The sequence below is a fragment of the Nonomuraea sp. NPDC050478 genome (genome assembly GCF_044458265.1).
Taxonomy (GTDB): domain Bacteria; phylum Actinomycetota; class Actinomycetes; order Streptosporangiales; family Streptosporangiaceae; genus Nonomuraea; species Nonomuraea ferruginea.
On record NZ_JBITHT010000005.1, the window covers coordinates 348,854 to 371,535 of the forward strand.

Sequence of the window (22,682 nt, forward strand, 5' to 3'; positions counted from 1 at the left end):
GGTCAGAGCGCCGCGGTCGCCTCGTCCAGCTCCAGCTTGCCACCCTCGGCGTACGCGGCCGCGTACGCCGGCTCGCCCAGCGCCTCCCAGCACGCCTCGGCGACCCGCTGGATCTCCTCCTGCTCGGAGGGCACCGGCGGCGTGCGGTGCCGGGCGCGGGCCGCCGCCGCGAGGCCGAGCAGGCGGGCCGCGGCCAGGTGGGAGCCGCCGGCGGCCAGCGCGCTGGCCATGCCCTCCACGGTGAACGCGGTGGTGCGCGGGTCGCCCAGCTTGCGGCACGCGTCGTAGGCCTCACGGTGCAGCGCCAGCGCGGCGGCCCAGTCGCCGCGCTGCTCGGTGACGTAGCCGAGCGCGCCCAGGGTGGTCGGCAGGTGCAGGGCGGGCTCGACGCCGGGGCCGCGCGGGACGCCGTCGAGCAGGTTGAGCAGGTGCCGCTCCGCCAGGTCGAGCTCGCCCGCCTTCTGGGCGGCGAAGGCGAGCCCCATCTCCGACATCATCCGGCCCTCCTGGTAGCCGTGGGAGACGGCCAGCCGCATGGCCCTGCCGCACAGCTCCATCGCGCGCGCGTGGTCGCCCTCGTACATGGCCAGCCAGCCGAGCCACGAGGTGCGCCGGGCGACCTCGGGCCACAGCCCCAGCTCCTCGGCCATGTGGAGACCCTCGGCGAACAGCTCCTTGGCGCGCTCGCCGTCGGCGACCGTCTGGGCCATCCCGGCGAGCCACTCGGTGGCCTGGAGCAGGCCCCAGCGGTCGCCCAGCTCGCGGAAGATCCGGGCGCTCTCCTCGCCGACCTCCTTGAGCGTCTCCAGGTCGCTGGTGGCGAAGGCGGTCCTGGCCTGCCTGCTGAGCGCGGCGGCGACGCCCCACCGGTCGCCGAGGGCGCGGCACTCCTTCAGCGCCCTGCCCACGAGCTCCTCGCTCGACGGCAGGTCGAGGACGACCAGGCCGACGAAGAGCGTGGCCCTGGCCCGCGCGGCGCGGTCGTCGATCCGGGCGAACACCGGCTCCCAGTCGACCTCCTCGCCGAGCAGCGCGGTGAACCCGGCCAGCCACCCCGCGGCGCGGGCGGCCGCGTCACCGCCGTCGGACCCGGCCGCGGCCAGCGCCGTCTCCAGGGACCGCCGGCCCTCCGCGAGCCGGCCGCGCAGGAACCAATACCACGCCAGCGCGTTCACCAGCCGCAGCGCGACGTCCGTCATGCCCTGCTCCACGGCCGTGTCGAGGGCGGCGCGCAGGTTGGCGCCCTCCTGGTCGAGCCGCTGCAGCCAGGCCCGCTGCTCGTGTCCGTAGAGGTGTGGCGCGGCCTGCTCGGCGAGGGCCAGGTAGTGGCGGGCGTGCGCGGCTCGCGCGCTCTCCAGCTCGCCCGCGTCGGCGAGGCGGGCGAGGCAGTATTCGGCCACCGACTCCAGCAGCCGGTAGCGCACGCCCGCGGCGCCGTCGACGACCACCACCAGCGACCGGTCAACCAGCCGGGCCAGCAGGTGGAGCACGTCCTCATCGGGGCTCACCGCCTCGGCGGCCTCGATGGTGCAGCCGTCGGCGTGCACGGCCAGCCGCCGCAGCACCGCCCGTTCGGGCTCGGTGAGCAGGTCCCAGCTCCAGCCGATGACGGCCATGAGCGTCTGCTGGCGGGCGGGCGCGCCGCGCCGGCCGGAGGCGAGCAGCTTGAACCGGTCGTCGAGCCGGTCCACCACGCCCCGCACGCCGAGCACCCGCACCGGGGTGGCGGCCAGCTCCAGCGCCAGCGGGATGCCGTCGAGCCGGCGGCAGAGCTGCGCCACCGCCTGCGCGTTGCCCGCGTTCAGCGCGAACCCGCGCGCCGACGCCGCCGCCCGCGCCACGAACAGCCGCACCGCGTCGGACCTGGCCATGACCGCCAGGTCGGTGCTGGCGGGGAGGTTGAGCGGCGGCACCGCCCACAGCACCTCGCCGTCGACCGCCAGCGGCTCCCTGCTGGTGGCGAGGACGCGCAGGCCGGGGGCGGCGCGCAGCAGCCGCGCGGCCAGCTCGGCGGCCTGCTCGACGACGTGCTCGCAGTTGTCGAGCACGAGCAGCATCCGGCGGGCCCGCAGCGCGTCGGCCAGCCGGTCGGCGGGCGCGGCGGCGTCGTCCTGGCGGATGCCGAGCGCGGCCATGACGGCTTCGGGCAGCGACGCCGTGCGCCGGTCGAGCGGGGCCAGCTCCACCAGCCACGCCCCGTCGGGGAACTCCTCGGCCGGCTCGCCGGCCACCTCCAGCGCCAGCCGGGTCTTGCCGACCCCGCCGGTGCCGGTGAGGGTGACCAGCCGCTCCTCCCGCACGAGCGACCGCACCTCGGCCAGCGCGTCGCCCCGGCCGATGAGCTTGCTGAGCGAGGCGGGCAGGTTGGTGGCCGGGCGCTCGGCGGGGCCGCTCAGCGCCGGGTCCTGGCCGAGTATCGCCTGGTGCAGGGCCGCCAGCTCGGGGCCGGGGTCGAGGCCGAGCTCCTCGGCGAGCCGCTCGCGCAGCTCCGCGTAGCCGGCCAGCGCCTCGCTCTGGCGGCCCGCGCGGTAGAGGGCGCGCATGTGGGCGGCCCGCAGCCGCTCGCGCAGCGGGTGGCGGGAGACGAGGTCGCCCAGCTCGCCCACCAGCAGCCCGTGCTCGCCCAGCTCCAGCCGCGCCTCGGCGCGCAGCTCCAGCGCGGTGAGGCGCTGCTCCTCCAGCCGCACGACGGCGGCCCTGGTGAACTCCTCGTCGGCGAAGTCGGCGTAGGCGGGGCCCCGCCACAGGTCGAGCGCGTCGGCGAGCAGGCCGGCGCGGGTGCGCGGGTCGTCGGCGGTCTCGGCGCGCGCGAGCAGGTCGGTGAAGCGGGCGGCGTCGACCTGCTTGCCCGCGGCGAGCTGGTAGCCGGGGGCCTTGGAGACGACCAGGTGCTTGCCGCCCGGCTCGGCGTCCTCCAGCGCCTTGCGCAGCTGGGAGACCCGCACCTGGAGGGCGCCCGTCGGGTTGCCGGGCTGGTCGTCGCCCCACAGGTCGTCGAGCAGGCGGTCGGTGGAGACCGGCCGCCCGTCGTGCACGAGCAGGTCGGCGAGGAGCGCGCGCACCTTGAGCCCTGGCACCGTCACGGGCTCTCCCGCGTCGGTCCAGACGGCCAGCGGGCCCAGCACCCCGAAACGCATGCCCGTCACCCTACGCGCCGGGTCCGTCAGAAAGCGTCCGGCGGGAGGTGCGGGGCCTTCCTGGCGGAGCCGCGGTAGCGGGCGGGGTCGTAGCGGCGCTCGCCCGCGTCCAGCTTGGCGTGGGCCGCCGCCACCAGGTCGACGCCCAGGACGTCGGCGAGCCGTACCAGGTAGGCGGTGACGTCGCCCAGCTCCGCCGTGATGCGGGACAGGGTCTCGGGGCCGGGGTCGCGCGACTCGTCAGGGGTGAGCCACTGGAGCTCGGCCACCAGCTCACCCACCTCGCCCGCCAGCGCCATCGCCAGGTTCTTCGGTGTGTGGAACTGCTCCCAGTCGCGGGCCCGCGCGAACGCCCGCAGCCGCTCCGCCAGCCCGTCCAAGTCCGTCGTCATGGTTGACGACCTTACGAGTCCTCGCCTGGTGCGAAACTTTCGAGGAAGGTGCGCTGAATATTTCAGCTCGGGATAATGATCCTGGAGCGGCGTGGGAGGCCTGATGGGTGCGGTGATCGACGGGCGGGCGGCGGAGGCCGGCGACGTGGCGCTCGCCATGTCCGCGAGATACGGGCATTTCACGGCGATGCAGGTGCGGGGCGGGAAGGTGCGCGGGCTGGCGGCGCATCTGGACCGGCTGAGCGGCGCCACCCGTGAGCTGTTCGGCCAGGAGCTCGACCTGGACCTGGTGCGGGCCTCCGTCCGGGCGCTGGAGGCGGTGGACGCGAGCGTGCGGGTGTTCGTGTGCGACGCCGGCGGGGTGCGGGTGATCGCGGTGTCCGGCCCGCCGGTGCGGCTCGCGGCGACCCCGAAGAGGCTCAGGTCGGTCCGCTACCAGCGGTTCCTGCCGCACATCAAGCACACCGGCGGCTTCCCGCAGGGCTACCTGGGCAGGCTCGCCGAGCGGGAGGGGTACGACGAGGCGCTGCTGACGTCCGACGACGGGGTGATCTCGGAAGGGGCGGTCACCAACCTGGGGTGTTTCGACGGCGACCGGGTGATCTGGCCGGACGCGCCGATGCTGCGCGGCGTCACCATGCGACTGCTGGAGGGCGAGCTGGCACGGGCCGGCGTGCCGTGCGAGCGGCGGGTGCTGCGGGTGGCCGACCTGACGGAGTTCCCCGCCGTGTTCCTGGCGAACTCGTGGGGGGTGGTGGCCGTGGACCGGGTGGACGGCCACCGGATCGAGGTGGACGAGGCGCTGATGGCGCGGGTGACCGGCTGTTACGAGAGCGCGGGCTGGGACTCCTTCTGAACGGCCTCCTCCTTCACCGGTGGCTTCTCACCGGGTTCGAGGCGGTTGAGCAGGGCCGCGAGCGTGGCCCCGTACACGATGTGGCCGGCGGCCATCACGGCCGGGCGGCCCGGGAGGTCGCGGTCGATGGGCGGCAGGACGCTCAGCCGCGGCGCCCAGCCCTCGTAGCTGACCACCCAGATCAGCAGCGCGTAGCCGACGCCGAACGGCACCCTGCGGCGCGGCCGGCGCGACAGCAGGGCGAAGGCCATGCCGGAGGCGACGCCGAAACCGAGGTGGGCCACCGCGCCCAGCACGCCCTCGCCCGGCTTGTGGCGGGCCTTGCTGCCGGGGAGCAGGCCGCGGACGATGTGCTTGGGCGGCTGGCCGGGCATGAAACCGGCCTTCTGGCCCGCCAGCATGACCGTGCTCATCGTCATGGTGGCCGCGGCGCCGCTGATGGCACCGTTCGCGAGTCTGCGCATCATGGCCCTGCGGCTGCCCGCGCCGCCAGGGCCGAAACCCGGGTCAGGCGGGCAGCGGGGTGGTGCTCTCGCGCACGATCAACTCGGTCGCCAGCTCGACGCGGCGGGCCTCGGGCGTCTCGCCGCGCCGCATGGCCAGCACGGTGCGGGTGGCGAGCGCGGCCATCTCCTGCAGCGGCTGGCGCACCGTGGTCAGCGGCGGCCAGGCCGACTTGGCCAGCGGGATGTCGTCGAAGCCGACCACGCTGAGATCCTCGGGCACCCGCAGGCCGCGCTGGCGGGCCGCCTCCAGGACGCCGAACGCCTGCATGTCGCTGCCCGCGAAGATCGCCGTCGGCGGGTCGTCGAGGGAGAGCAGCGCGTGGCCGTGGTCGTGGCCGGAGTCGACCATGAACGTGCCGCGGCGGATCAGCTCGGGCGAGGCGGGCACCCCGGCCGTCTCCAGCGCGGCGCGGTAGCCGTCGATGCGGGCCTGGCTGCACAGCATGTCGGCGGGCCCGCTGATCATGCCGATGCGGCGGTGGCCGAGCTCCAGCAGGTGGCGGGTGGCGGCCAGGCCGCCGTTCCAGTTGGTCGCGCCGACGGAGACGACGCCGGGGGCGGGCTCGCCCTCCGGGTCGACCACGACGAACGGCAGCGAGCGGGCGCTCAGCTGGTCCTGCACGCCGGACGACAGTTTCGACGCGACGATCACCACGCCGTCGGTCCGGCGGCCGGCGAGCCGTTCGAGCCAGTCGCGGCCCGGCCCCGCGTGGGTGTGCAGGACGGTGATGACGACGCTGGCCCCGGCCTCGTGGGCGGCGCTCTCCGCGCCGCGCACGATCTCCATCGCCCAGGGCGACTCCATCTCGGTGAAGACGAGGTCGACCAGCCCGGCCGGGGTCTCGTCCTGGCTGATGCGCCGCTGGTAGCCGTGCTTGTGCAGCAGCCGTTCGACGCGATGGCGGGTCGCCGGGGCGACCTCGGGCCGGCCGTTGATCACCTTGGACACCGTGGGGATCGACACCCCGGCTTCCTCGGCTATCAGAGCGATCGTCACCCGCCTCTTCCCAGACATGATCCGGAGTTTAGCCGAAACTTTCGGAATCCGGATAACCGGTCGTGATCCGATCGCGACCGACGCGGCTATTGACGCTTTGTCAGCCATATACCTATGCTCCGGTCAATGAAAATATCGGGGGGTTCACGAAACTTTCGCCAGCCGAGGAGGGAACCCCTATGAAGAGAACCTGTGCGTTGATAGCGGCAGCCGTCCTGGTGGCCGGGTGCGGCGGCGGGCAGACCGCCACCACTGAACCCGAGGAAGGCGGTGCGCCCGGCAAGGTCACCCTGGAATGGTGGCACCTGTCGACGTCCGACCCGCTGAAGACGATCTACGAGACCCGGGCCAAGGAATACCAGGCCGCCAACCCGAACATCACCGTCAAGATGACGGTTCTGGAGAACGAGGCGTACAAGGCCAAGCTGACCACGCTGACCCAGTCGGGCAAGGCGCCCGACGTCTTCGCGACCTGGGGCGGCGGTGTGCTGAAGCAGCAGGTCGACGCCGGGCTCATCAAGGACATCAGCGCCGACGTCGATCTGACGAACTTCACTACGGCCTCCATGGCCGCGTACCAGTTCGACGGCAAGACGTACGCGCTGCCCACGGACATCGGCATGGTCGGCTTCTGGTACAACAAGAAGCACTTCGAGAAGGCGGGCATCGCCGAGCCGCCGACGACCTGGACCGGCTTCCTCGACGCCGTCAAGAAACTGAAGGCCGCCGGCATCACCCCCATCGCGCTGGCCGGCAAGGAGAAGTGGCCCGGCCACTACTACTGGGCCTACCTCGCGATGCGCATCGCCGGGCTGCCGGCGCTGCAGCAGGCCGGCACCGACCACGACTTCACCAAGCCTGAGTTCGTCCAGGCCGGACAGCAGCTCAAGGCGCTGGTCGACCTGGAGCCGTTCCAGCGCGGCTTCCTCGGGGCCGGCTACTCGACCCCCGACGGCCAGTCCGCCAGCGTCGCCAACGGCAAGGCCACGATGGAGCTGATGGGCCAGTGGGCGCCGACCGTGCAGGCCGACTCCGGCGAGGGCCTCGGCGAGGACCTCGGCTTCTTCCCGTTCCCCGAGGTCGAGGGCGGTAAGGGCGCCATCACCGAGGCGTTCGGCGGAGGCGGCGGCATGGCCGTGGGCGCCGACGCGCCCAAGGAGGCCCTCGACTTCCTGAAGTTCCTCACCAGCACCGAGAACCACACGAAGGCCGTCGAGTCCGGCGCCGTCCTCCCCGTCCTCAAGGGCGTGGAGAGCGCGGTCAAGGACGAGAACCTCAAGGTCGTCGCCGAGTCGCTGGCGAGCGCCACCGGCTTCCAGCTCTACCTGGACCAGGCGTACCCGCCCGCCGTCGGCGCCGAGGTCAACGACAGCGTGGCCGAGCTGTTCGCGGGCGCCAAGACCCCGGAGCAGGTGGCGCAGGACATCACCGAAGTGGCCAAGAGCGAGAGCGAATGACGACCGTGACCCGCCGGCCGGAAGCGGAGACGCTTCCGGCCGGTCCGCGCCGCCGCCGCAGGCGGGGAAGACCCCGCAACCGGCTGACGATCGCCCTGTTCGTGCTGCCGGCGCTGGCCCTCTTCCTGCTGCTCGTGGTGGCCCCGATCCTGGTCGCCGTCTACGCCAGCGCGTTCAGGTGGAACGGCTTCGGCGGCCTGCCCACCGACTTCATCGGCTTCGGCAACTTCACCAGGCTCTTCGAGAGCGACATCTTCTACACCGACCTGGGGAACCTGCTGCTGCTGATCGTGGCGACCCTGGTGATCCAGCTCCCGTTCGCGCTGGGCATCGCGATGCTGCTGCACCAGCGCATCAGGGGGCGGGCGCTCTACAGGCTGGTGTTCTTCGCGCCGTACGTGCTGTCCGAGGTCATCACCGGCGTGCTGTTCTCGCTGATCCTGTCGCCGGAGAACGGCATCGCCAACCAGCTGCTCGGCCCGCTGGGGCTGGAGTCGGAGTGGCTGTCGCACCCGGACAGCGCGCTCTGGTCGATCTTCGTGGTCATGACCTGGAAGTACTTCGGCTTCCACATGATGATCTACCTCGCCGGGCGGCAGAACATCCCGAACGAGCTGATCGAGGCCGCCAAGATCGACGGAGCGGCGGGCTGGAAGATCTTCCGGTACGTCACGCTGCCCCTGCTCGGCCCCACGATCAGGATCAGCGTGTTCCTCTCCGTCATCTACACCATCCAGCTCTTCGACCTGGTGTGGATCCTCACCGAGGGCGGGCCCGCGCACGCGTCGGAGACGCTCGCCGTCACCATGTTCACGCTCGGCTTCGAGCGCGCCCAGGTGGGCTACGCCAGCGCCATCAGCGTGGTGATGTTCGGGCTCAGCCTCGTCTTCGCCCTGGCGTACCAGCGCCTGGTCATGCGGCGTGACCTGGAGGGCGCGACCACCGCCATGGGAGGGAAACGATGAAGCGCACGACCCTGCCCCTGCACGCGATCGCCTGGGTCGTCGGCGCGTTCATCCTCATCCCCGTGGTGTACGCGCTGCTCGGCGGTTTCAAGAGCACCCAGCAGCTCTCGGTGAACCCGTTCGGCCTGCCGAGCCCGTGGGAGCCGGGCAACTACACCGAGGTGCTGGCCGAAGGGTCGTTCTGGCGCCAGGTCTGGAACAGCACGTTCATCGCCGTCGCGACGACCGTGCTGGTCGTCGCACTGTCGGCGCTGGCCGCGTTCGTCTTCGCCCGCTTCGCCTTCCGGGGCAGGGAGGCGCTGTTCACGCTGTTCACGGCGGGCCTGATGTTCCCGTTCGCGGTCGCGATCCTGCCCATCTTCGTGATGCTCCGCACGCTGAACCTGATCGACAACCCGCTGGGCGTGATCCTCGTGCAGGCCGCGTTCGGGCTGCCGTTGACGATCATCATCCTGCGCCAGTTCTTCAGGAGCATCCCGGGAGAGATCGAGGAGGCGGCCACGATCGACGGCTGCTCGCCGTTCGGCTTCTTCTGGCGGATCCTGCTGCCGATGGCCCGCCCGGCGCTGGCCACCGTGTCGGTGCTGGCGATCGTGGGGAGCTGGAACAACTTCATGCTCCCGCTGGTCGTCTTCAGCGACGAGCTGAGCTGGACGCTCCCGCTCGGCGTGCAGCAGTTCCAGGGCCAGTACAGCTCCGACACCGCGCGGGTCCTCGCCTACCTCGTGCTGGCCATGGTGCCGGCGCTGGGGTTCTACGCCATAGCGGAACGCCACCTGATCGGTGGTCTCACAGCGGGAGCGACGAAAGGGTGACCATGCTGCACGTCTCCGGAGCTCGGCTCCGCACGGCCGACGACCGGCCCGTACGCCTGCGCGGGGTCGGGCTGGGCGGCTGGATGAACATGGAGAACTTCATCACCGGCTACCCGGCCAACGAGGCGTCGATGCGCGCGGCGGTGCGTCAGGTGCTGGGCGAGGAGCGGGCCGCGCTCTTCTTCGAGCGGCTGCTCACCTCCTTCTTCACCGAGCGGGACGCGGCGCTGCTGGCCGGGCTCGGCATGAACTGCGTCCGCATCCCGATCAGCTACCGGCACTTCGAGGCGGACGACCGGCCCTTCGAGATCATCGAGTACGGGTTCCACCACCTGGACCGGGTGATCGGCCTGCTCGGCGCGCACGGCATCTACAGCGTGATCGACCTGCACGCGCTGCCCGGCTCGCAGAACCAGCACTGGCACTCCGACAACCCGACGCACGTGGCCGCCTTCTGGCAGCACCGGCACTTTCAGGACCGGGCCGTGCACCTGTGGGAGGCCATCGCCGACCACTACCGCGACAACCCGTGGGTGGCCGGCTACAACCCGGTCAACGAGCCGGGCGACCCGACCGGCAAGGTCATCGGCCCGTTCTACGACCGGCTGGTCAAGGCGGTGCGCGCGGCCGATCCCCGGCACGTGCTGTTCCTGGACGGCAACACCTACTCGACCGACTTCTCGATCTTCAGGGAGGTGTACGAGAACACGGTGTTCGTCTGTCACGACTACGCCCTGGCCGGGTTCGCCCACGGCGGCGGCTATCCCGGCTACACCCAGGGCCGCTGGTGTGACAAGGACGAGCTGGAGCGCACGTTCGAGCAGCGGTCGCGGTTCCAGCGGGAGACCGGCACCCCGCTGTGGGTGGGCGAGTTCGGGCCCGTCTACACCGGGGATCCGGAGCGGGACGGGGAGCGCTACCAGATCCTCCGCGACCAGCTGGAGATCTACGACCGCCACGAGGCCGGCTGGTCCCTGTGGACCTACAAGGACGTCGGCCTGCAGGGCCTGGTGTGCGCGGGCGGGCCGTACCTGGAGAGGTTCGGCCCGTTCATCGACAAGAAGCGGCGGCTCGGCGCGGATCGATGGGGCTCCACGATGGAGGAGGGCGCCGAGGCGCTCGCCCCGCTGCACGCGCTGGTGGAGACCGAGTTCCCCGCCTGGGACCCGTACCCGTGGGGCGCCCGCTACCAGACCGACGACCTGGTGAGGCACATCCTCATCGCCCAGGCGCTGCTGCCCGAGTACGCCGAGTTGTTCAGGGGCCTCGACGACACCGAGCTCATCGCGCTGGCCGACTCGTTCGCGCTGGAGAACTGCCGCCGCCGGGAACCCCTGCTGGACCTGCTGGGCGCCGCCCTGGACGGGGCCGCGTCACCGTGACGCGAGCTGGAAGGTGTCTCTGTTGTCGCGCGGGTCCGGGTCCAGGAAGGTGGAGCCGACGGACACGGTCGCGGTCGGCCGGTCATCCCGCGGGATCCGGACGGGGACGCTCACCCGTACCGACTCACCCGGGCGGATCAGCGCGAGCGTGCACGTCACCCGCCGCCCCTCGCCCTCGCAGCCCGGCGCGTCCCCCGCCCGCGAGCCGGGCGGGAGCGTGAACGTGACCGGCACCTGGGCCGCCGCCATCAGCCCTCTCATGGTCACGGTGGCGGTGACCTCGCGGGCGGTGCCCGAGCCCTCGACCGACAGCGCGTCGTACACGCCCGCCGGGTCCGCCCGGCGCACCACCGCGCCGAAGCTGTCCCGGCCGAGCGGGTTGGCCACCGCGTAGCCGTGGCCGGCCTCGTCGTTCGCCCCGGACGTCAGCACCCCGATCAGCAGGCCGTCGTCCCTGGTCAGCCAGGGGCCGCCGCTGTTGCCCCCGTACAGGTGACAGTTGTCGGTGCGCAGCCGCCCGCCGGTCTCGCCGCGCACCGCGTGTCCGGCCCACGGCCGGGTGCGGGCCAGGCACCAGAGCTGGCGGGTGCCGTCGTACGGGGCGTCGCTCGGGTAGCCGAGGCTGGCGACGGTGTGGCGGCCGCCCTCGTTGCGCAGCGGCGTGAACCCGCCCACCGTCCCCTGCAGCGTCGCGCCGCCCCGCCTGCCGACCTCGACCAGCGCCAGGTCGTAGATGGAGTCCCAGTCGTAGGGCGACACGCCGGTGAAGGACCGCGGCTTGTAGACGCGCCGCGCTCCCCACACGCCGTACGGGGCGCGCTCGCGCAGGCTCGCGGCCTTGCCGTCGTACGCGGGCACGAACGCGATGTGCTCCGACCAGGTGGCGCGCCCGCCCCGTCCGGCCACCCCGTACACGCAGTGCGAGGCCGTCGCCACCAGCAGCTTGCGCGCGGAGCGCACCACCGCGCCGCTGCACGACCTGCGGTCACCGGCCGCGTCCAGGAAGAACAGCCGGCCGGTGGCCCTGCCCTCCAGCGTCCGCCGGTAGGGCTTGCGCACGCGGGCGTAACCGTTGACGTCGGAGCCGGGCGTCAGCCGCTCGTTACGCGGCACGCTCACCCTCGACCCCGCCGACCGCGGGATGACGACGTTCTCCGGCAGGTCGACGGCGTCGGCCCTGGACTGCTTCCTGGCCGTCCAGTAGTCGATCGCCCGCTGCGGATCCATGACCGGTGAGACCTCCGCTCCCGGCACGGGCGGCGGCGCGGCGGCGGCCTCCACGGGCGGCGCGACCAGCGCGGTGCTCACCGTCACCAGCGCGACCAGGGTGCTTCGGCGTGACATCGGTCCCCCTCCAGAACGAATCCCAGAAGCACACTAAGTCACGACGACGACACGATAGGTGAGCGACGCCACGAGGTCACGGACTGACGGCCATGGCGTAACCGGACGTGGCGGTGTGCCCGGCCCCGTTGGTGGCGGTGATGGTGACCCACGGCCGCGCCGGATCAGGATCCTCCGGCTCGAAGGCGGCCCACGCCGACTCCAGAGGGATGCCCCGGCCCGTGCCGGGGTCGTGCCACTCCTGGGGCGCCTCCACCGTCACCGGCCCCGAGCCCGCCCGGTGGTAGGCGAAGCGCAGCGTGCCGCCCCCGAGGTGGTAGCCCTCGACCAGGACGCCGACCACCCCGTCCCGCACGGCCGGGGTCGCTCGCGCCACGATCGGCTCCTGCCAGCCGGCCGCCAGCTCGTCCGCCAGCGACGGCGCCGACGGGTCGTCACGGCAGGTCAGGAACGGGTCCCAGCCGTACGCGATGATCTTGGTGCCGTGCGCGGCGGCCGCCGCGACCTGCTCGTCCACCCGGGCCTTGGTGGTACGGCCGCGCAGCGGGAACGGGTCGGCCCGGCCGCACTCGCCCGCCACCTGGGTGGGTTCGAACACCTCGACGTTCACCCACAGCCGCACGCCGGGCGTCACCCGCCGGGCCGCGGCCTCGATGTAGTCGCGGGCGGAGCCGTAGTAGGCCTGCCGGTTGGTCACCTTGCCCGTGACCGGCTCCAGCCGCGGGTCCACCGGCGCGTCCGCCTCGTCAGGCCCGTGCACCGGGACCTTGCCGACCCCGCGCCCGTCCTGGATCGCGATGACCATCGGCGCCCCCGCCCGGGTGGCCGCGATCTCGTCGAACCCCTTCTCCACCTGCTCCGGCGGGAAGCCGCGGCCCCGGCGCGCGTCCCAGAACGGGCTCACCATGATCGTCACCCCGGGCCACGCGCCGGCCACCACCTCGTGCTGCGCCGCGTACAGGGCGATGATCGGGTCGTCGCCGGCCCGGCCCCGCATGGCCAGCTCGAACGACTGGTAGAGGCCGCCGAGCGCGGGCGAGGCCCCGTACCGCTGCCGGTAGTCGGCGACCACCCGCGCGGTGAAGGCGTTGAGCGCCGGCAGGTGGGCCAGGTCGGGCAGCCACGGCTTGGCCCCGTCCTTGGGGGGCACCGGCAGGCCGGGGAAGACCTTCATGCCCTGCGCGGCGGCCTCGGTCATCATGTGCCCCACGCCGTCGCCGTCGGCGGCGATCAGCAGCAGGTCGTACGTGGACGCCTCGCACGAGTCGCCGAGCATCAGCCGGTAGTAGACGCGCCCGCCGTTCTCGATTCGCCGGTCCAGGCCGGGGCAGCGCAGCACCCCGGCCCCGAAGTGCTCGCTCGCCGTGTACGTGTAGACCTGCCGGATCGTTCTGCCGGTGTCGCGGGCAGCCTGGTAGCAGGTCCTGCCGTCCTCGACGCAGTCGTCGAATGCGCCGCCCACCCGCCCGTCCGGGCCGACGGACGCGGGCAGCAGCCGCGCGCCGAACGTGATCAGCGTGTCGGCGCCCACCCCGTGGATGGCCTCGACCATCCGCCGGGTCACGCACGCGTCGGAGCGCGGGATCATCCAGTAACCGGTGATCGGGTAGCGGGCCAGGACCCGGGTGTCGCGCGGCGGGCACTCCCCGGGACCCGCCCCGGCCACCCGGCCGACCAGGCTGTCGGGCACGAGGGCCAGCACCACCACCGTGACGGCGACCGCCATCCGCAGGATCCGCTGCAGCACACCTGCCCCTTCGCGCCGGGAACGGTTCACACGCTACTTCGCGCGGCCCGATCAAGTTGGGCCTCCTTGCCCTCGAATCCGGCGTCTACGCTTTGTGAACCCGAGCTGTCAGCGAGGTGAACTCCCCATGACCGCGCTCGATCGACGATCCTTCCTCTCCACCGGCGGCGCCCTGGCCACCGCCGTCGCCGTCCAGACCCTGGCCGCGCACGCCTCCTGGGCCGAGACGGGCCGCGAGGCCGCCACCGGCGGCGAGGGCTACGGCCCGCTCCGCCGCGCCCCCAGCGCGAACACCGGCGAGGAACTGCTCGCCCTGCCGTCCGGGTTCTCGTACGTGGTGCTCGGCAGGACCGGCACCCCGATGTCCGACGGCGTGCTCACGCCCATCGCGCACGACGGCATGGCCGCCTTCCCCGGCACCCGCCGGCACACCGTCCGCCTGATCCGCAACCACGAGGTGCGCACCGCCCCCGGCACGCCCGAGGGCCGCGTGCACGTGCCCGGCTCCGCCCGGTACGACGAACTGGGCGTCGGCGGCACCACCACACTGGAGGTCGACCTGCGCAGCGGCGAGGTCCTGCGCCACTTCGTCAGCCTCAACGGCACGATCATCAACTGCGCCGGCGGCCGCATGCTCGGCGACCGGGGCTGGCTGACCTGCGAGGAGACCACCGCGGGGCCGGCGGGCGGATGGCAGCGCAAGCACGGCTACATCTTCGAGGTGCCGCTGCGCGGCCCCTCCCCCGGCAGACCGGCCGCGTCCATGCCGCTCACCGCGATGGGCCGCTTCTCGCACGAGGCGGTCGCGGTCGACCCGCGCACCGGGTACGTGTACGAGACCGAGGACGACTCGGGCAAGCCCGACGGGTTCTACCGGTTCCGCCCGCGCGACCCGGAGAACCTGGCCCGGGGCGGCGTGCTGGAGATGCTCAAGATCCGCGGCGTGGACGGCTACGACTGCCGCGAGGGCCAGCGGATGGGCGCCCGGCTGCCGGTCGAGTGGGTGCGCGTCGACGACCCCGATCCGGACCTGGAGGGCGGCGCCCCCACCTGCACGCAGCAGGGGCTGGCCAAGGGCGGGGCGAAGTTCAACCGGCTGGAGGGCTGCTGGTGGGGCGACGGCTCGGTGTTCTTCAACTCCACCAGCGGCGGCGACGCCAAGAACGGCGACGCGCCGGGCGCCGACGGCTACGTGGAGGGGTACGGCCAGGTCTGGCGGTACATCCCCGGCCGCGAGGGCGGGACGCTGGTCCTGGTGTACGAGTCGCCGGGGCGCAAGGAGCTGGACTCGCCGGACAACCTGACGTTCACCCCGCGCGGCGGCATCGTGCTGTGCGAGGACGACGCCTCCGACGCCGACGCCGACCCGCACCCGCTGGCCCCCGGCCTGGCCAACGTGAACCGGCTGATCGGGCTGGACCCGCGCCGCGGCCGGCCCTTCGAGTTCGCGGTCAACATCGCCGACGACAGCGAGTTCGCCGGGGCGTGCTTCAGCCCCGACGGGTCGGTGCTCTTCGTCAACCAGCTCGGCTCGACGGCCTCGCTCGATCCGCCAGGGCGCACGTACGCGATCAGGGGGCCGTGGCGGCGAGGACCCCTATAGACCTCGTACGCGGGGTCGTCAACTGCGAGAGTGTCCCAAATCTGCCGCATGTGATGGGCTGACTGGGCCTTCTCAGGGGCTGCCCGCGGGCATACGTTCCGTTCAGCACGCTTCGGGGGCATGAGTTGCCGTGCGGATCTCCCTCTAGCCATCCCCTGAGATGGCCCCGCGCCCAGACGGGCGCATGACTCCACTGCCGTCACATGGAAAGTGCGACATGACAATTCGCCGAGGCGTCGTCCGTGCCCTCGCCCTGGTCACGGCACTCGCTCTCCCGCTCTCTCTCACGTCTCCGGCCCAGGCCGCCGGAGGGCTCGACGAGGTCTTCGCCAAGCTGCTGGTGAAGCAGGTGAAGGGCGCCAACGTCAGCAAGCATCTCAAGGCCTTCCAGGCCATCGCCGACGCCAACGGGGGCAACCGGGCGGCGGGCACCTCCGGTTACGACGCGTCCCGTGACTACGTCGCCGACAAGCTCCGCAAGGCCGGTTACAAGGTCACCCTGCAGCCGATCGACTTCGTGGAGGGCTGGGTCGAGAACAGCCCGCCCGTCCTGGCGGACTACACGCCCAACGAGGACTTCTTCACCTTCCAGCCGTCGCCGGCCGGCGACGTGACCGCCCCGGTGCAGGGCGTCGACCTGACCCTGCCGCCGACTCCCACGCCGACCTCGACCAGCGGCTGCGAGATGGCGGACTTCGCGGGGTTCACCGCGGGCAACATCGCGCTCATCCAGCGCGGCACCTGCCCGTTCGCCACCAAGGTCCGTAACGCCGGGTTCGCCGGCGCGTCCGCGATCATCGTCTTCAACGAGGGTCAGCCGGGCCGGACCGAGGCCAACCCGCTGGACATCGGCGAGTGGCGGGCCGGGATCCCGATGATCTACGCCGACTTCGCCGTCGGCAACGCGCTGGCCACCACGGCCACGCCGGTGCGCCTGGCGGTCGACGCGACGCTCACGCTCGGCACCAACGACAACGTGATCGCCGAGAGCCGCTGGGGCGACTCGCGCGACGTGGTCATGGTCGGCGCCCACCTGGACAGCGTCCCCGAGGGGCCGGGCATCAACGACAACGCCTCCGGCAGCGCCGCCATCCTGGAGACCGCGCTGCAGATGCGGCACTTCCCGGTCAAGAACAAGGTCCGCTTCGCCTTCTGGGCCGCCGAGGAGATCGGCCTGCTGGGCTCCGACCAGTACGTGGAGAGCCTGACCCAGGCGCAGCGCGACCGGATCAGGGTCTACCTGAACTTCGACATGGTCGCCTCGCCCAACTACGGCCTGTTCCTCTACGACGGCGACGACTCCGACGCCGCCGGCGCGCCCGCCGGCCCGCCCGGATCGGCGCAGATCGAGGCGCGGCTGGAGAAGTTCTTCAAGGACCGCAAGGTGCCGACCCGCGGCACCGACTTCGACGGCCGCTCCGACTACGGGCCGTTCATCGCGGTCGGCATCCCCTCCGGCGGCATCTTCACCGGCGCGGAAGGCATCAAGACGCCGGATGAAGCGGCCCTGTGGGGCGGCACGGCGGGCCAGGCCTACGACCCGTGCTACCACGTGGCCTGCGACACCCTCACGAACGTGAACGCGTTCGCGCTGGACGTGAACTCCGACGCGATCGCCGACTCCACCGCCCGGTACGCGTTCGACCTGCGCACCATCCCCGACCGCCCGGCCGGCGCCCGCGCCGCCCTCTCCTCCGCAACCGCCCAGAACTGACTCCCCGGAACGGCGGGGCCCTGCCCTCACAGGACCCCGCCGTTCCATACCGCCGGTCAGGACTCTGTCCCGAGGCGGGATGTGCTCTTCCCGGACCACGGCGGGCCGGGCAGGCCGAAGGCTTGCTTACGGCGCTCAGCCCGAGGGGTTTCCCAAGAAGATTTTCAGCTTTTGACCTTCGGTGCGAAGTTCCGCGCCCAGGATGCTCAGAGCACCCTGACCACCGTCACCGAGTCGGTGGGGAGCCCGCCGCCGGACGGGGTCATGTCCACCCCCGCCGGGCGCGGCCGGTGCCCCGGGACGCCGTCGAGGCCGAGCGTGATGTCGGCGACCGCCAGCCGTGGCCGCGTCGCGCTCTCGAACCGGAGCGTGAACTCCACCCCCTCCTCCGGCGGCGCGAAGAACTGCACCTCGAACGGCCACGCCCCGCCCTCCGGCTCGTACGCGGGAAGCGTCACCGGCGCCAGCCCCGGCACCTCGAACGAGCCACCGATGACCGCGACGTCGGCATGCAGGTTCAGCTGGTAGGCCCCCCGCTGGGACCGCACCCGTACCCGCAGTGTGGTCTCGCCGCCGTCACGCCGCTCCTCCAGCACGGTCAGCTCGGGCGCGGGCAGCCCGGCGGCGGGCGCGGTCCCCACGCGGGCGGGCACCTGCCGGTACGGAAGCGGCAGGTCCCAGGAGCCGGGCACGTCCGGCGCCCGCTCGGCCGCCCACGGGTGCGGCGGCTCGGTCATGCTCACCCACGCGGCCTGCCGGGCGTCGGCGTCGAGCACGTACGCCAGATGCGCCAGCCGGGGCCGCTCCTCCCCGAACCGGTTGACCCCCAGCCCCACCCCGCCCAGCACCAGAGCAAGCACCCCCGCCACCACAGGCCCACCCCACACCCCGACCCACCGCCAGAAGCGCCCGCCCCCTCCCCCGCCCGTCCGCCGCCCGACGCGCACACCCAGACCACCTTCTCCGCCCGACCGGCGCCCGACGCGCACACCCGGACCACCTTCCGCGCCCGTCCTCGGCCCGACGCCGGTCGGCTGGACCGGCGCGCCGCCCCTCGCAGGGACGGCCGCCGGGGCTTCGCCGCGCGCAGGGACAGCCGCCGGGGTCCGGCCACCTCCCGGGGTGACGGCGGCGAGCAGGGGGAGCGCCGACAGGGCGGCGAAGGCGTAGAAGAGACCTGCGGGGGCGGCCATCACCAGCCCGATCGCGGTGCTGATGGACCGCGCTCCCACGCTGAACATCACGACCGCCGGCGCCACCCCGCACGCCAGCACGACCGTCCCCAGCACGGGCCGCCGCCGCAGCGCCAGCGCGCCCGCGAGCCCCGCGGCCCCGGCGAGCGCGGTGAGCGACCCGTAGTTCGACGCCCCGGGCATCAGCAACGCCGCCGCGACCCCGAGCACCGCCAGCCAGAACAGCACCCCGACGGTCAGGACCACCGCGTTCAGCCATCGCCGCAGCGCCACGTACGCCCCCCACACGACGGCCACCGCCATCATGACCAGGCCCAGTCGATACGGCTCCGGCCGGTACGGATCGCTGACCAGATCCCCGTACCCCGGCTCCAGAGCCACGAGCGCCGGCCACAACCCCATGCTCAGCCCGGTGACCACGACCAGCACCCCCAGCACGGCGACCACCCCCGCCACCAACCGCGGCACCGTCACAGGCGCACCACCCCCGAACCTGGAGCGGGGGACGTCCGGCTGGTGGGTGCCGCCGGACGCCGGCTCCGCCCTCCGGGGTCGTGCCGAGAGGCGGGTGTACGCGGCGAGGGCCAGGACGGCCAGGGCGGCCAGGACAGCCAGTGGGGTGGCGAGTCCCGCCGGGTAGCGGAACACCACGCCGAAGATCGTGAAGAACACCTCGTCCCGGGGCTGCCGGAGCTCACGCAGGTCGGCCGAGCCGAGCTCGCGGACCATGGCGAGCGCGTTGTCCCCCTGCATCTGCAGCGCCGCCCGGTCGAGGGCGGCAGGGGTGTCACGGGGATGGTGGTAGTAGGCGCGCCCGCCGGCGAGCCCCAGGTCGATCCCGATCCACCCGTTCTCCTCCAGCACGGTCAGGTCGGAGTGGAAGCCGGTCCCCCGGTAGGCCCCCACCATCGCGGACTCGCCCACCGGGTGCGGCATGGCCCGCGCGAACGCCCCCACCAGGGCGCCGCCGCCGGGGGTCACGTTGTAGACGGACGACGGGGCGGCGTTCCCCGGCCCCTCCAGGTTGACCACGACGCCGCCGTCCCGCGCCATGGGGTGACGGAGGAACGCCTCGGCCCCGATGAGCCCGGGTTCCTCGCCGTCGCTGAGCAGCAGCACCAGGTCGTTGCGGAGCGGAGGCCCGGCGCGCAGGGCGCGGGCGATCTCCAGGATGGCGGCCACGGACGCCTTGTCGTCGCTGGCGCCGGGCGTGGTGGGCGTGGAGTCGTAATGGGCGGCCAGCACGACGCGGCCGGTGGAGTCCGCGCCGGGGACGACGGCGATCACGTTCTCGGTGACCCCGGCCACCACGTCCCCGCCGAACGGGTGCGCGCCGGCCCCCGTCTGCACCTCGGGCCGTAACCCGAGCCGGGTCAGCTCGGCCACGAGATGGTCGCGGACGGCGTCGCCGGCGGCGGACCCGACGGGCGTGGGCTCGCCGGCGATGCGTTCGAGGACGGGCCAGGCCCGTTCGACGCTGAACGAGCCGGGCGGCGCGTCCCGCCCGGCCGGGGCAGGCGGCAGTTCGGCCAGCCAGGCGGCGACCGCGAGCAGGGTGACGGCGACGAGGGCGACGGCGGCCGGCAGCCGCCGGGAGAGAGCATCCATAGATGCATAATGAACTGTGCACAATGGATTGTGCAAGCTGGCTTGTGCACAATTCACCCCCGAACCCCAGCTAGCAGCGGGCAAAGTTGCACAGAACTCACGCGACAGTTAGGTTGACGCCATGGCTGAGCACGGCACGCGCAAGCTCGACGACCTTGAGGCGCTGCGCGCGCTCGCCCACCCCCGCCGCCAGCGCATCCTCAACCACCTCAGCGCCCACGGCCCCGCCACCTCCGCCGAGCTGGCCCGCGAGCTCGACCTCAACACCGGCGCCACCAGCTACCACCTGCGCGAGCTGGCCAAGCACGGCTTCGTCGAGGAGCTGCCGGAGAAGGCGCACGGCCGCGAGCGCTGGTGGCGCTTCGTCCCCGCCGACCTGCGCTTCCCGCTCCGCAGCGAGCAGGACGAGGAGACCAGGGCGATCATCGACGAGATGAACGCCCGCGCGATCACCGACGACATGCAGGCGTTCCGCCGCGCGCAGGCGGCGGTCGATCCCGGCGGCTGGGGCGACGCCTTCCCCTACTCCCGGGGCACGATCCGGGTGACGCTGGAGGAGCTGGCGGAGTTCTTCGAGGAATACATCGCGCTCCTCGGCAAGTACGACAAGACGGCCGAGGAGGCGGGCCCCGGGGCGCGGCGCGTCCACACCCGCTTCTTCGCCTATCCGGAGTCCGACGGGTGAGCCATCACGGGAAGAGGGTGCGATGCGGGTCGTCGTGACGGGAGCGCACGGCAAGGTCGGCCGCGCGGCCGTGCGGGCGCTGATGGGCGCGGGCCACGAGGTGACGGCGGTCGACGTCACCCGCCCGGTCTGGGAGCGGCCCGACCCGGCCGAGCCCGGCTACCGGCAGGCCGACCTGACCGACGCGGGCCAGGCGTTCGCGGTGGTGCGCGGGGCGGAGGCGGTGGTGCACGCCGCCGCGATCCCCGACCCCACCCACAACCCGCCGCACGTGGTGTTCCAGAACAACCTGATGGCCACGTTCAACATGATCGAGGCCGCGGTGGCGCTCGGCGTGACGCGGTTCGTCAACATCTCCAGCGAGACCGTGCCGGGCTTCTTCTTCGCCGATCGGCCGTTCCTGCCGTCGTACGCGCCGATCGACGAGGACCACCCGGTCGCGCCGCAGGATCCGTACGCGCTCTCGAAACACTTCGGCGAGCAGCTCATGGACGCCGCGGTGCGCCGCACCGGCATCCCGTGCGTGTCGCTGCGGCCGAGCTGGGTGCAGCACGAGGGCAACTACGCCCGCAACCTGGGGCCGCAGCTCCGCGACCCCTACCAGCCGAGCGCGGGGCTGTGGAGCTACATCGACGTGTACGACCTGGCCGACGCGATCGTGCTGGCCGTCGAGTCCGGGCTGCCCGGTCACGAGGTGTTCTGCATCGCCTCGCCCGACAACGCGGCCAACCGCGGGCTGGCCGACCTGATCACCACGGTCTACGGCGAGGCGATCCCGATCAGGCCGCTGTCCAGGCCCGACGCGTCCGGCATCTCCTGCGAGAAGGCCGTCCGCCTGCTCGGCTGGCGGCCGTCGCGCTCCTGGCGCGACTACCTCGGCGAGGACGGGCGGCCGCTGCCGGAGAAGGCGCGCCCGTGACGCCTCGCCTCTGACCGCCGGACGCCGAAGGGCCGTCCGCCTCCGAAGGCGGACGGCCCCTGACCGGCGTCAGTTGCTGAGCGGACCGAACTCCTTACGGGTGTCGATCACCTCGCCGAACACCTCCCAGCGCTCACCCTTGAACTCCATGAGCTGCATCGACTCGATCGGGAAGGCGTCGTCGGCCGAGGTCTGCATGGTCACGCCGGGCAGCAGCATGTCGACCTGGACGTTGTTCAGGTTGCGCACCGACTCCATCAGGCCCTCGCGGGTCTTGCAGGGCGCGGCCTCCAACGCCTTGTGGAAGCTGCTCGCCACGGCCCAGCCGAAGGTGTGGTACGGGATGTTGGGGTCGGCGCCGGGCGCGTACTGCGCCATCTTCTCCTTGTAGAGCTTCATCTCCGCGTCGTCCGCCCACTGCGGGTCGTTCGGGTCCTTGTAGTACGAGGACGACACGACGCCCTGCACGTTCTCGAAGCCGACCGGCTTGAGCACCGTGACGGAGGCGGCGACGTTGTTGACGATGTGCAGCGGGTTCCACTTGGTGTTCTTGGCGTCGGCGGCCAGCGCCTGCGAGCCGAACTTCGGGGTGGTGACGTTCAGGAACACGTCGGCGCCTGACTCGGCCAGGTTGCGCATCTGCGGCTCGATGCTGGGGTCGGTGACCTCGTAGCTCTGCTCCGCCACGACGGTGACGTCCGTGCCCTCGATGGCCCGCTTGAAGCCGCCGAACAGGTCCTCGCCGAAGTCGTCGTTCTGGTAGAGGACGGCGACCTTGGCGCCGGGCTTCTCCGTCTTGAGGTACTGGGCGTAGACGCGGGCCTCGGAGACGTAGTTCGGCTGCCAGCCGATGGTCCACGGGTGCTCGGTGTCGGTGCCCCACTGGGAGGCGCCGGTGGCGACGAAGACCTGTGGCACCTTGCGCTGGTTGGTGTAGTCCCAGGTGGCGGTCGTGGAGGGGGTGCCCAGCGTCTGGAAGAGGGCGAACACCTGCTCCTGCTCGACCAGCCTGCGCGCCTCCTCGACGGCCTTCGGCGGCTGGTAGCCGTCGTCGCGGACGACCAGCTCGACCTTGCGCCCGTCGACGCCGCCCTTCTCCGCGTTCACGTAGTCGAAGTACGCCTTGATGCCCTTGGGGATGTCACCGTAGGCGGACGCCGGCCCCGACAGCGGGTAGATGCCGCCGAGCTTGAGCGTGGTGTCCGTGATGCCGGTGGTCTGCTGCCCCTGGCACTGTCCCTGGGCGGCGCTGGTCGTCGCCTGCCCTTCTCCGGTCTCCCCTCGACCCCCGCAGGCCGCCGCGGCGATCACCAGGGTGGCCGTCACCGCCGTACGGCCGATCGCAGTAAAACGCATGTCGTG

The 22,682-nt window shown here is 72.5% G+C and carries 17 protein-coding genes; 9 read left to right on the top strand and 8 right to left on the bottom strand.

What is annotated here, in order from left to right; all coding sequences use genetic code 11:
• Positions 1–2: 2 nt before the first annotated feature.
• Together ACIBF7_RS26470 and ACIBF7_RS26475 are read right to left on the bottom strand one after the other, a co-directional pair.
• Positions 3–3,137 carry a BTAD domain-containing putative transcriptional regulator gene (locus ACIBF7_RS26470; protein ID WP_397198389.1) on the bottom strand — a complete coding sequence of 1,045 codons (3,135 nt, stop codon included), beginning with the start codon at positions 3,135–3,137 and terminating at the stop codon, positions 3–5.
• 26 nt (positions 3,138–3,163) lie between these two features.
• Positions 3,164–3,529, bottom strand: a complete 366-nt coding sequence (locus ACIBF7_RS26475) for a nucleotide pyrophosphohydrolase (protein WP_148034004.1) — start codon at positions 3,527–3,529, stop codon at positions 3,164–3,166.
• Between the two features lie 103 nt (positions 3,530–3,632).
• On the opposite strand from ACIBF7_RS26475, the gene ACIBF7_RS26480 reads away from it, so the two are divergent.
• Positions 3,633–4,385 carry an aminotransferase class IV gene (locus ACIBF7_RS26480; protein WP_397198390.1) on the top strand — a complete coding sequence of 251 codons (753 nt, stop codon included), beginning with the start codon at positions 3,633–3,635 and terminating at the stop codon, positions 4,383–4,385.
• Here the strand turns inward: ACIBF7_RS26480 and ACIBF7_RS26485 are convergent.
• Entirely contained in the window at positions 4,355–4,852 is a 498-nt protein-coding gene (locus tag ACIBF7_RS26485) for a DUF6789 family protein (protein ID WP_397198391.1), read from the bottom strand. The two genes, ACIBF7_RS26480 and ACIBF7_RS26485, sit on opposite strands and share 31 nt — an antisense overlap.
• 40 nt (positions 4,853–4,892) lie before the next feature.
• Positions 4,893–5,906: a LacI family DNA-binding transcriptional regulator gene (locus ACIBF7_RS26490; RefSeq protein ID WP_148034006.1), complete on the bottom strand. Its 1,014-nt coding sequence runs from the start codon at positions 5,904–5,906 to the stop codon at positions 4,893–4,895.
• A gap of 161 nt (positions 5,907–6,067) precedes the next feature.
• Between ACIBF7_RS26490 and ACIBF7_RS26495 the strand changes: the two genes are divergently transcribed.
• The 4 genes from ACIBF7_RS26495 to ACIBF7_RS26510 are packed head-to-tail and all read left to right on the top strand — an operon-like array spanning position 6,068 to position 10,507.
• Complete coding sequence (locus ACIBF7_RS26495; protein WP_271280476.1) at positions 6,068–7,345, top strand: extracellular solute-binding protein; 1,278 nt, start codon at positions 6,068–6,070, stop codon at positions 7,343–7,345.
• Complete coding sequence (locus ACIBF7_RS26500; protein ID WP_364226177.1) at positions 7,342–8,310, top strand: sugar ABC transporter permease; 969 nt, start codon at positions 7,342–7,344, stop codon at positions 8,308–8,310. Before ACIBF7_RS26495 ends, ACIBF7_RS26500 begins: the two co-directional genes overlap by 4 nt.
• Positions 8,307–9,125: a carbohydrate ABC transporter permease gene (locus ACIBF7_RS26505; RefSeq protein ID WP_148034009.1), complete on the top strand. Its 819-nt coding sequence runs from the start codon at positions 8,307–8,309 to the stop codon at positions 9,123–9,125. The genes ACIBF7_RS26500 and ACIBF7_RS26505 overlap by 4 nt, the downstream gene beginning before the upstream one ends.
• 2 nt (positions 9,126–9,127) lie before the next feature.
• Entirely contained in the window at positions 9,128–10,507 is a 1,380-nt protein-coding gene (locus ACIBF7_RS26510; RefSeq protein WP_397198586.1) for a glycoside hydrolase family 5 protein, read from the top strand.
• Here the strand turns inward: ACIBF7_RS26510 and ACIBF7_RS26515 are convergent.
• Together ACIBF7_RS26515 and ACIBF7_RS26520 are read right to left on the bottom strand one after the other, a co-directional pair.
• Positions 10,499–11,851, bottom strand: a complete 1,353-nt coding sequence (locus tag ACIBF7_RS26515) for a trypsin-like peptidase domain-containing protein (protein ID WP_397198392.1) — start codon at positions 11,849–11,851, stop codon at positions 10,499–10,501. The two genes, ACIBF7_RS26510 and ACIBF7_RS26515, sit on opposite strands and share 9 nt — an antisense overlap.
• Before the next feature lie 76 nt (positions 11,852–11,927).
• Positions 11,928–13,598 carry a DUF4434 domain-containing protein gene (locus tag ACIBF7_RS26520; protein ID WP_397198393.1) on the bottom strand — a complete coding sequence of 557 codons (1,671 nt, stop codon included), beginning with the start codon at positions 13,596–13,598 and terminating at the stop codon, positions 11,928–11,930.
• Between the two features lie 127 nt (positions 13,599–13,725).
• On the opposite strand from ACIBF7_RS26520, the gene ACIBF7_RS26525 reads away from it, so the two are divergent.
• Both ACIBF7_RS26525 and ACIBF7_RS26530 read left to right on the top strand, forming a co-directional pair.
• Complete coding sequence (locus ACIBF7_RS26525) at positions 13,726–15,201, top strand: alkaline phosphatase PhoX (RefSeq protein WP_271278120.1); 1,476 nt, start codon at positions 13,726–13,728, stop codon at positions 15,199–15,201.
• A gap of 217 nt (positions 15,202–15,418) precedes the next feature.
• Positions 15,419–16,915, top strand: coding sequence for a M28 family metallopeptidase (locus tag ACIBF7_RS26530; protein ID WP_397198394.1), 1,497 nt, complete (start codon positions 15,419–15,421; stop codon positions 16,913–16,915).
• Positions 16,916–17,121: 206 nt separating this feature from the next.
• On the opposite strand, the gene ACIBF7_RS26535 is transcribed toward ACIBF7_RS26530, so the two are convergent.
• Positions 17,122–19,716 carry a M28 family peptidase gene (locus ACIBF7_RS26535; protein WP_397198395.1) on the bottom strand — a complete coding sequence of 865 codons (2,595 nt, stop codon included), beginning with the start codon at positions 19,714–19,716 and terminating at the stop codon, positions 17,122–17,124.
• Between the two features lie 121 nt (positions 19,717–19,837).
• On the opposite strand from ACIBF7_RS26535, the gene ACIBF7_RS26540 reads away from it, so the two are divergent.
• Entirely contained in the window at positions 19,838–20,401 is a 564-nt protein-coding gene (locus tag ACIBF7_RS26540; RefSeq protein ID WP_271278122.1) for a transcriptional regulator, read from the top strand.
• Between the two features lie 22 nt (positions 20,402–20,423).
• The gene (locus tag ACIBF7_RS26545) at positions 20,424–21,320 is read left to right on the top strand and encodes an NAD(P)-dependent oxidoreductase (RefSeq protein ID WP_148034016.1); all 897 of its coding nucleotides are present in this window, start codon (positions 20,424–20,426) and stop codon (positions 21,318–21,320) included.
• A gap of 69 nt (positions 21,321–21,389) precedes the next feature.
• On the opposite strand, the gene ACIBF7_RS26550 is transcribed toward ACIBF7_RS26545, so the two are convergent.
• Entirely contained in the window at positions 21,390–22,676 is a 1,287-nt protein-coding gene (locus tag ACIBF7_RS26550; RefSeq protein WP_148034017.1) for an ABC transporter substrate-binding protein, read from the bottom strand.
• Between the last annotated feature and the right edge of the window lie 6 nt (positions 22,677–22,682).

Bases quoted from the DNA above. Each gene is read 5' to 3' on its own strand.
- ACIBF7_RS26495 (WP_271280476.1), top strand. From the start codon at position 6,068: ATGAAGAGAACCTGTGCGTTGATAGCGGCAGCCGTCCTGGTGGCCGGG.
- ACIBF7_RS26530 (WP_397198394.1), top strand. From the start codon at position 15,419: ATGACAATTCGCCGAGGCGTCGTCCGTGCCCTCGCCCTGGTCACGGCA.
- ACIBF7_RS26510 (WP_397198586.1), top strand. From the start codon at position 9,128: ATGCTGCACGTCTCCGGAGCTCGGCTCCGCACGGCCGACGACCGGCCC.
- ACIBF7_RS26500 (WP_364226177.1), top strand. From the start codon at position 7,342: ATGACGACCGTGACCCGCCGGCCGGAAGCGGAGACGCTTCCGGCCGGT.
- ACIBF7_RS26535 (WP_397198395.1), bottom strand. From the start codon at position 19,716: ATGGATGCTCTCTCCCGGCGGCTGCCGGCCGCCGTCGCCCTCGTCGCC.
- ACIBF7_RS26525 (WP_271278120.1), top strand. From the start codon at position 13,726: ATGACCGCGCTCGATCGACGATCCTTCCTCTCCACCGGCGGCGCCCTG.
- ACIBF7_RS26505 (WP_148034009.1), top strand. From the start codon at position 8,307: ATGAAGCGCACGACCCTGCCCCTGCACGCGATCGCCTGGGTCGTCGGC.
- ACIBF7_RS26480 (WP_397198390.1), top strand. From the start codon at position 3,633: ATGGGTGCGGTGATCGACGGGCGGGCGGCGGAGGCCGGCGACGTGGCG.
- ACIBF7_RS26485 (WP_397198391.1), bottom strand. From the start codon at position 4,852: ATGATGCGCAGACTCGCGAACGGTGCCATCAGCGGCGCCGCGGCCACC.
- ACIBF7_RS26545 (WP_148034016.1), top strand. From the start codon at position 20,424: ATGCGGGTCGTCGTGACGGGAGCGCACGGCAAGGTCGGCCGCGCGGCC.
- ACIBF7_RS26540 (WP_271278122.1), top strand. From the start codon at position 19,838: ATGGCTGAGCACGGCACGCGCAAGCTCGACGACCTTGAGGCGCTGCGC.
- ACIBF7_RS26475 (WP_148034004.1), bottom strand. From the start codon at position 3,529: ATGACGACGGACTTGGACGGGCTGGCGGAGCGGCTGCGGGCGTTCGCG.
- ACIBF7_RS26470 (WP_397198389.1), bottom strand. From the start codon at position 3,137: ATGCGTTTCGGGGTGCTGGGCCCGCTGGCCGTCTGGACCGACGCGGGA.
- ACIBF7_RS26490 (WP_148034006.1), bottom strand. From the start codon at position 5,906: ATGTCTGGGAAGAGGCGGGTGACGATCGCTCTGATAGCCGAGGAAGCC.
- ACIBF7_RS26515 (WP_397198392.1), bottom strand. From the start codon at position 11,851: ATGTCACGCCGAAGCACCCTGGTCGCGCTGGTGACGGTGAGCACCGCG.
- ACIBF7_RS26550 (WP_148034017.1), bottom strand. From the start codon at position 22,676: ATGCGTTTTACTGCGATCGGCCGTACGGCGGTGACGGCCACCCTGGTG.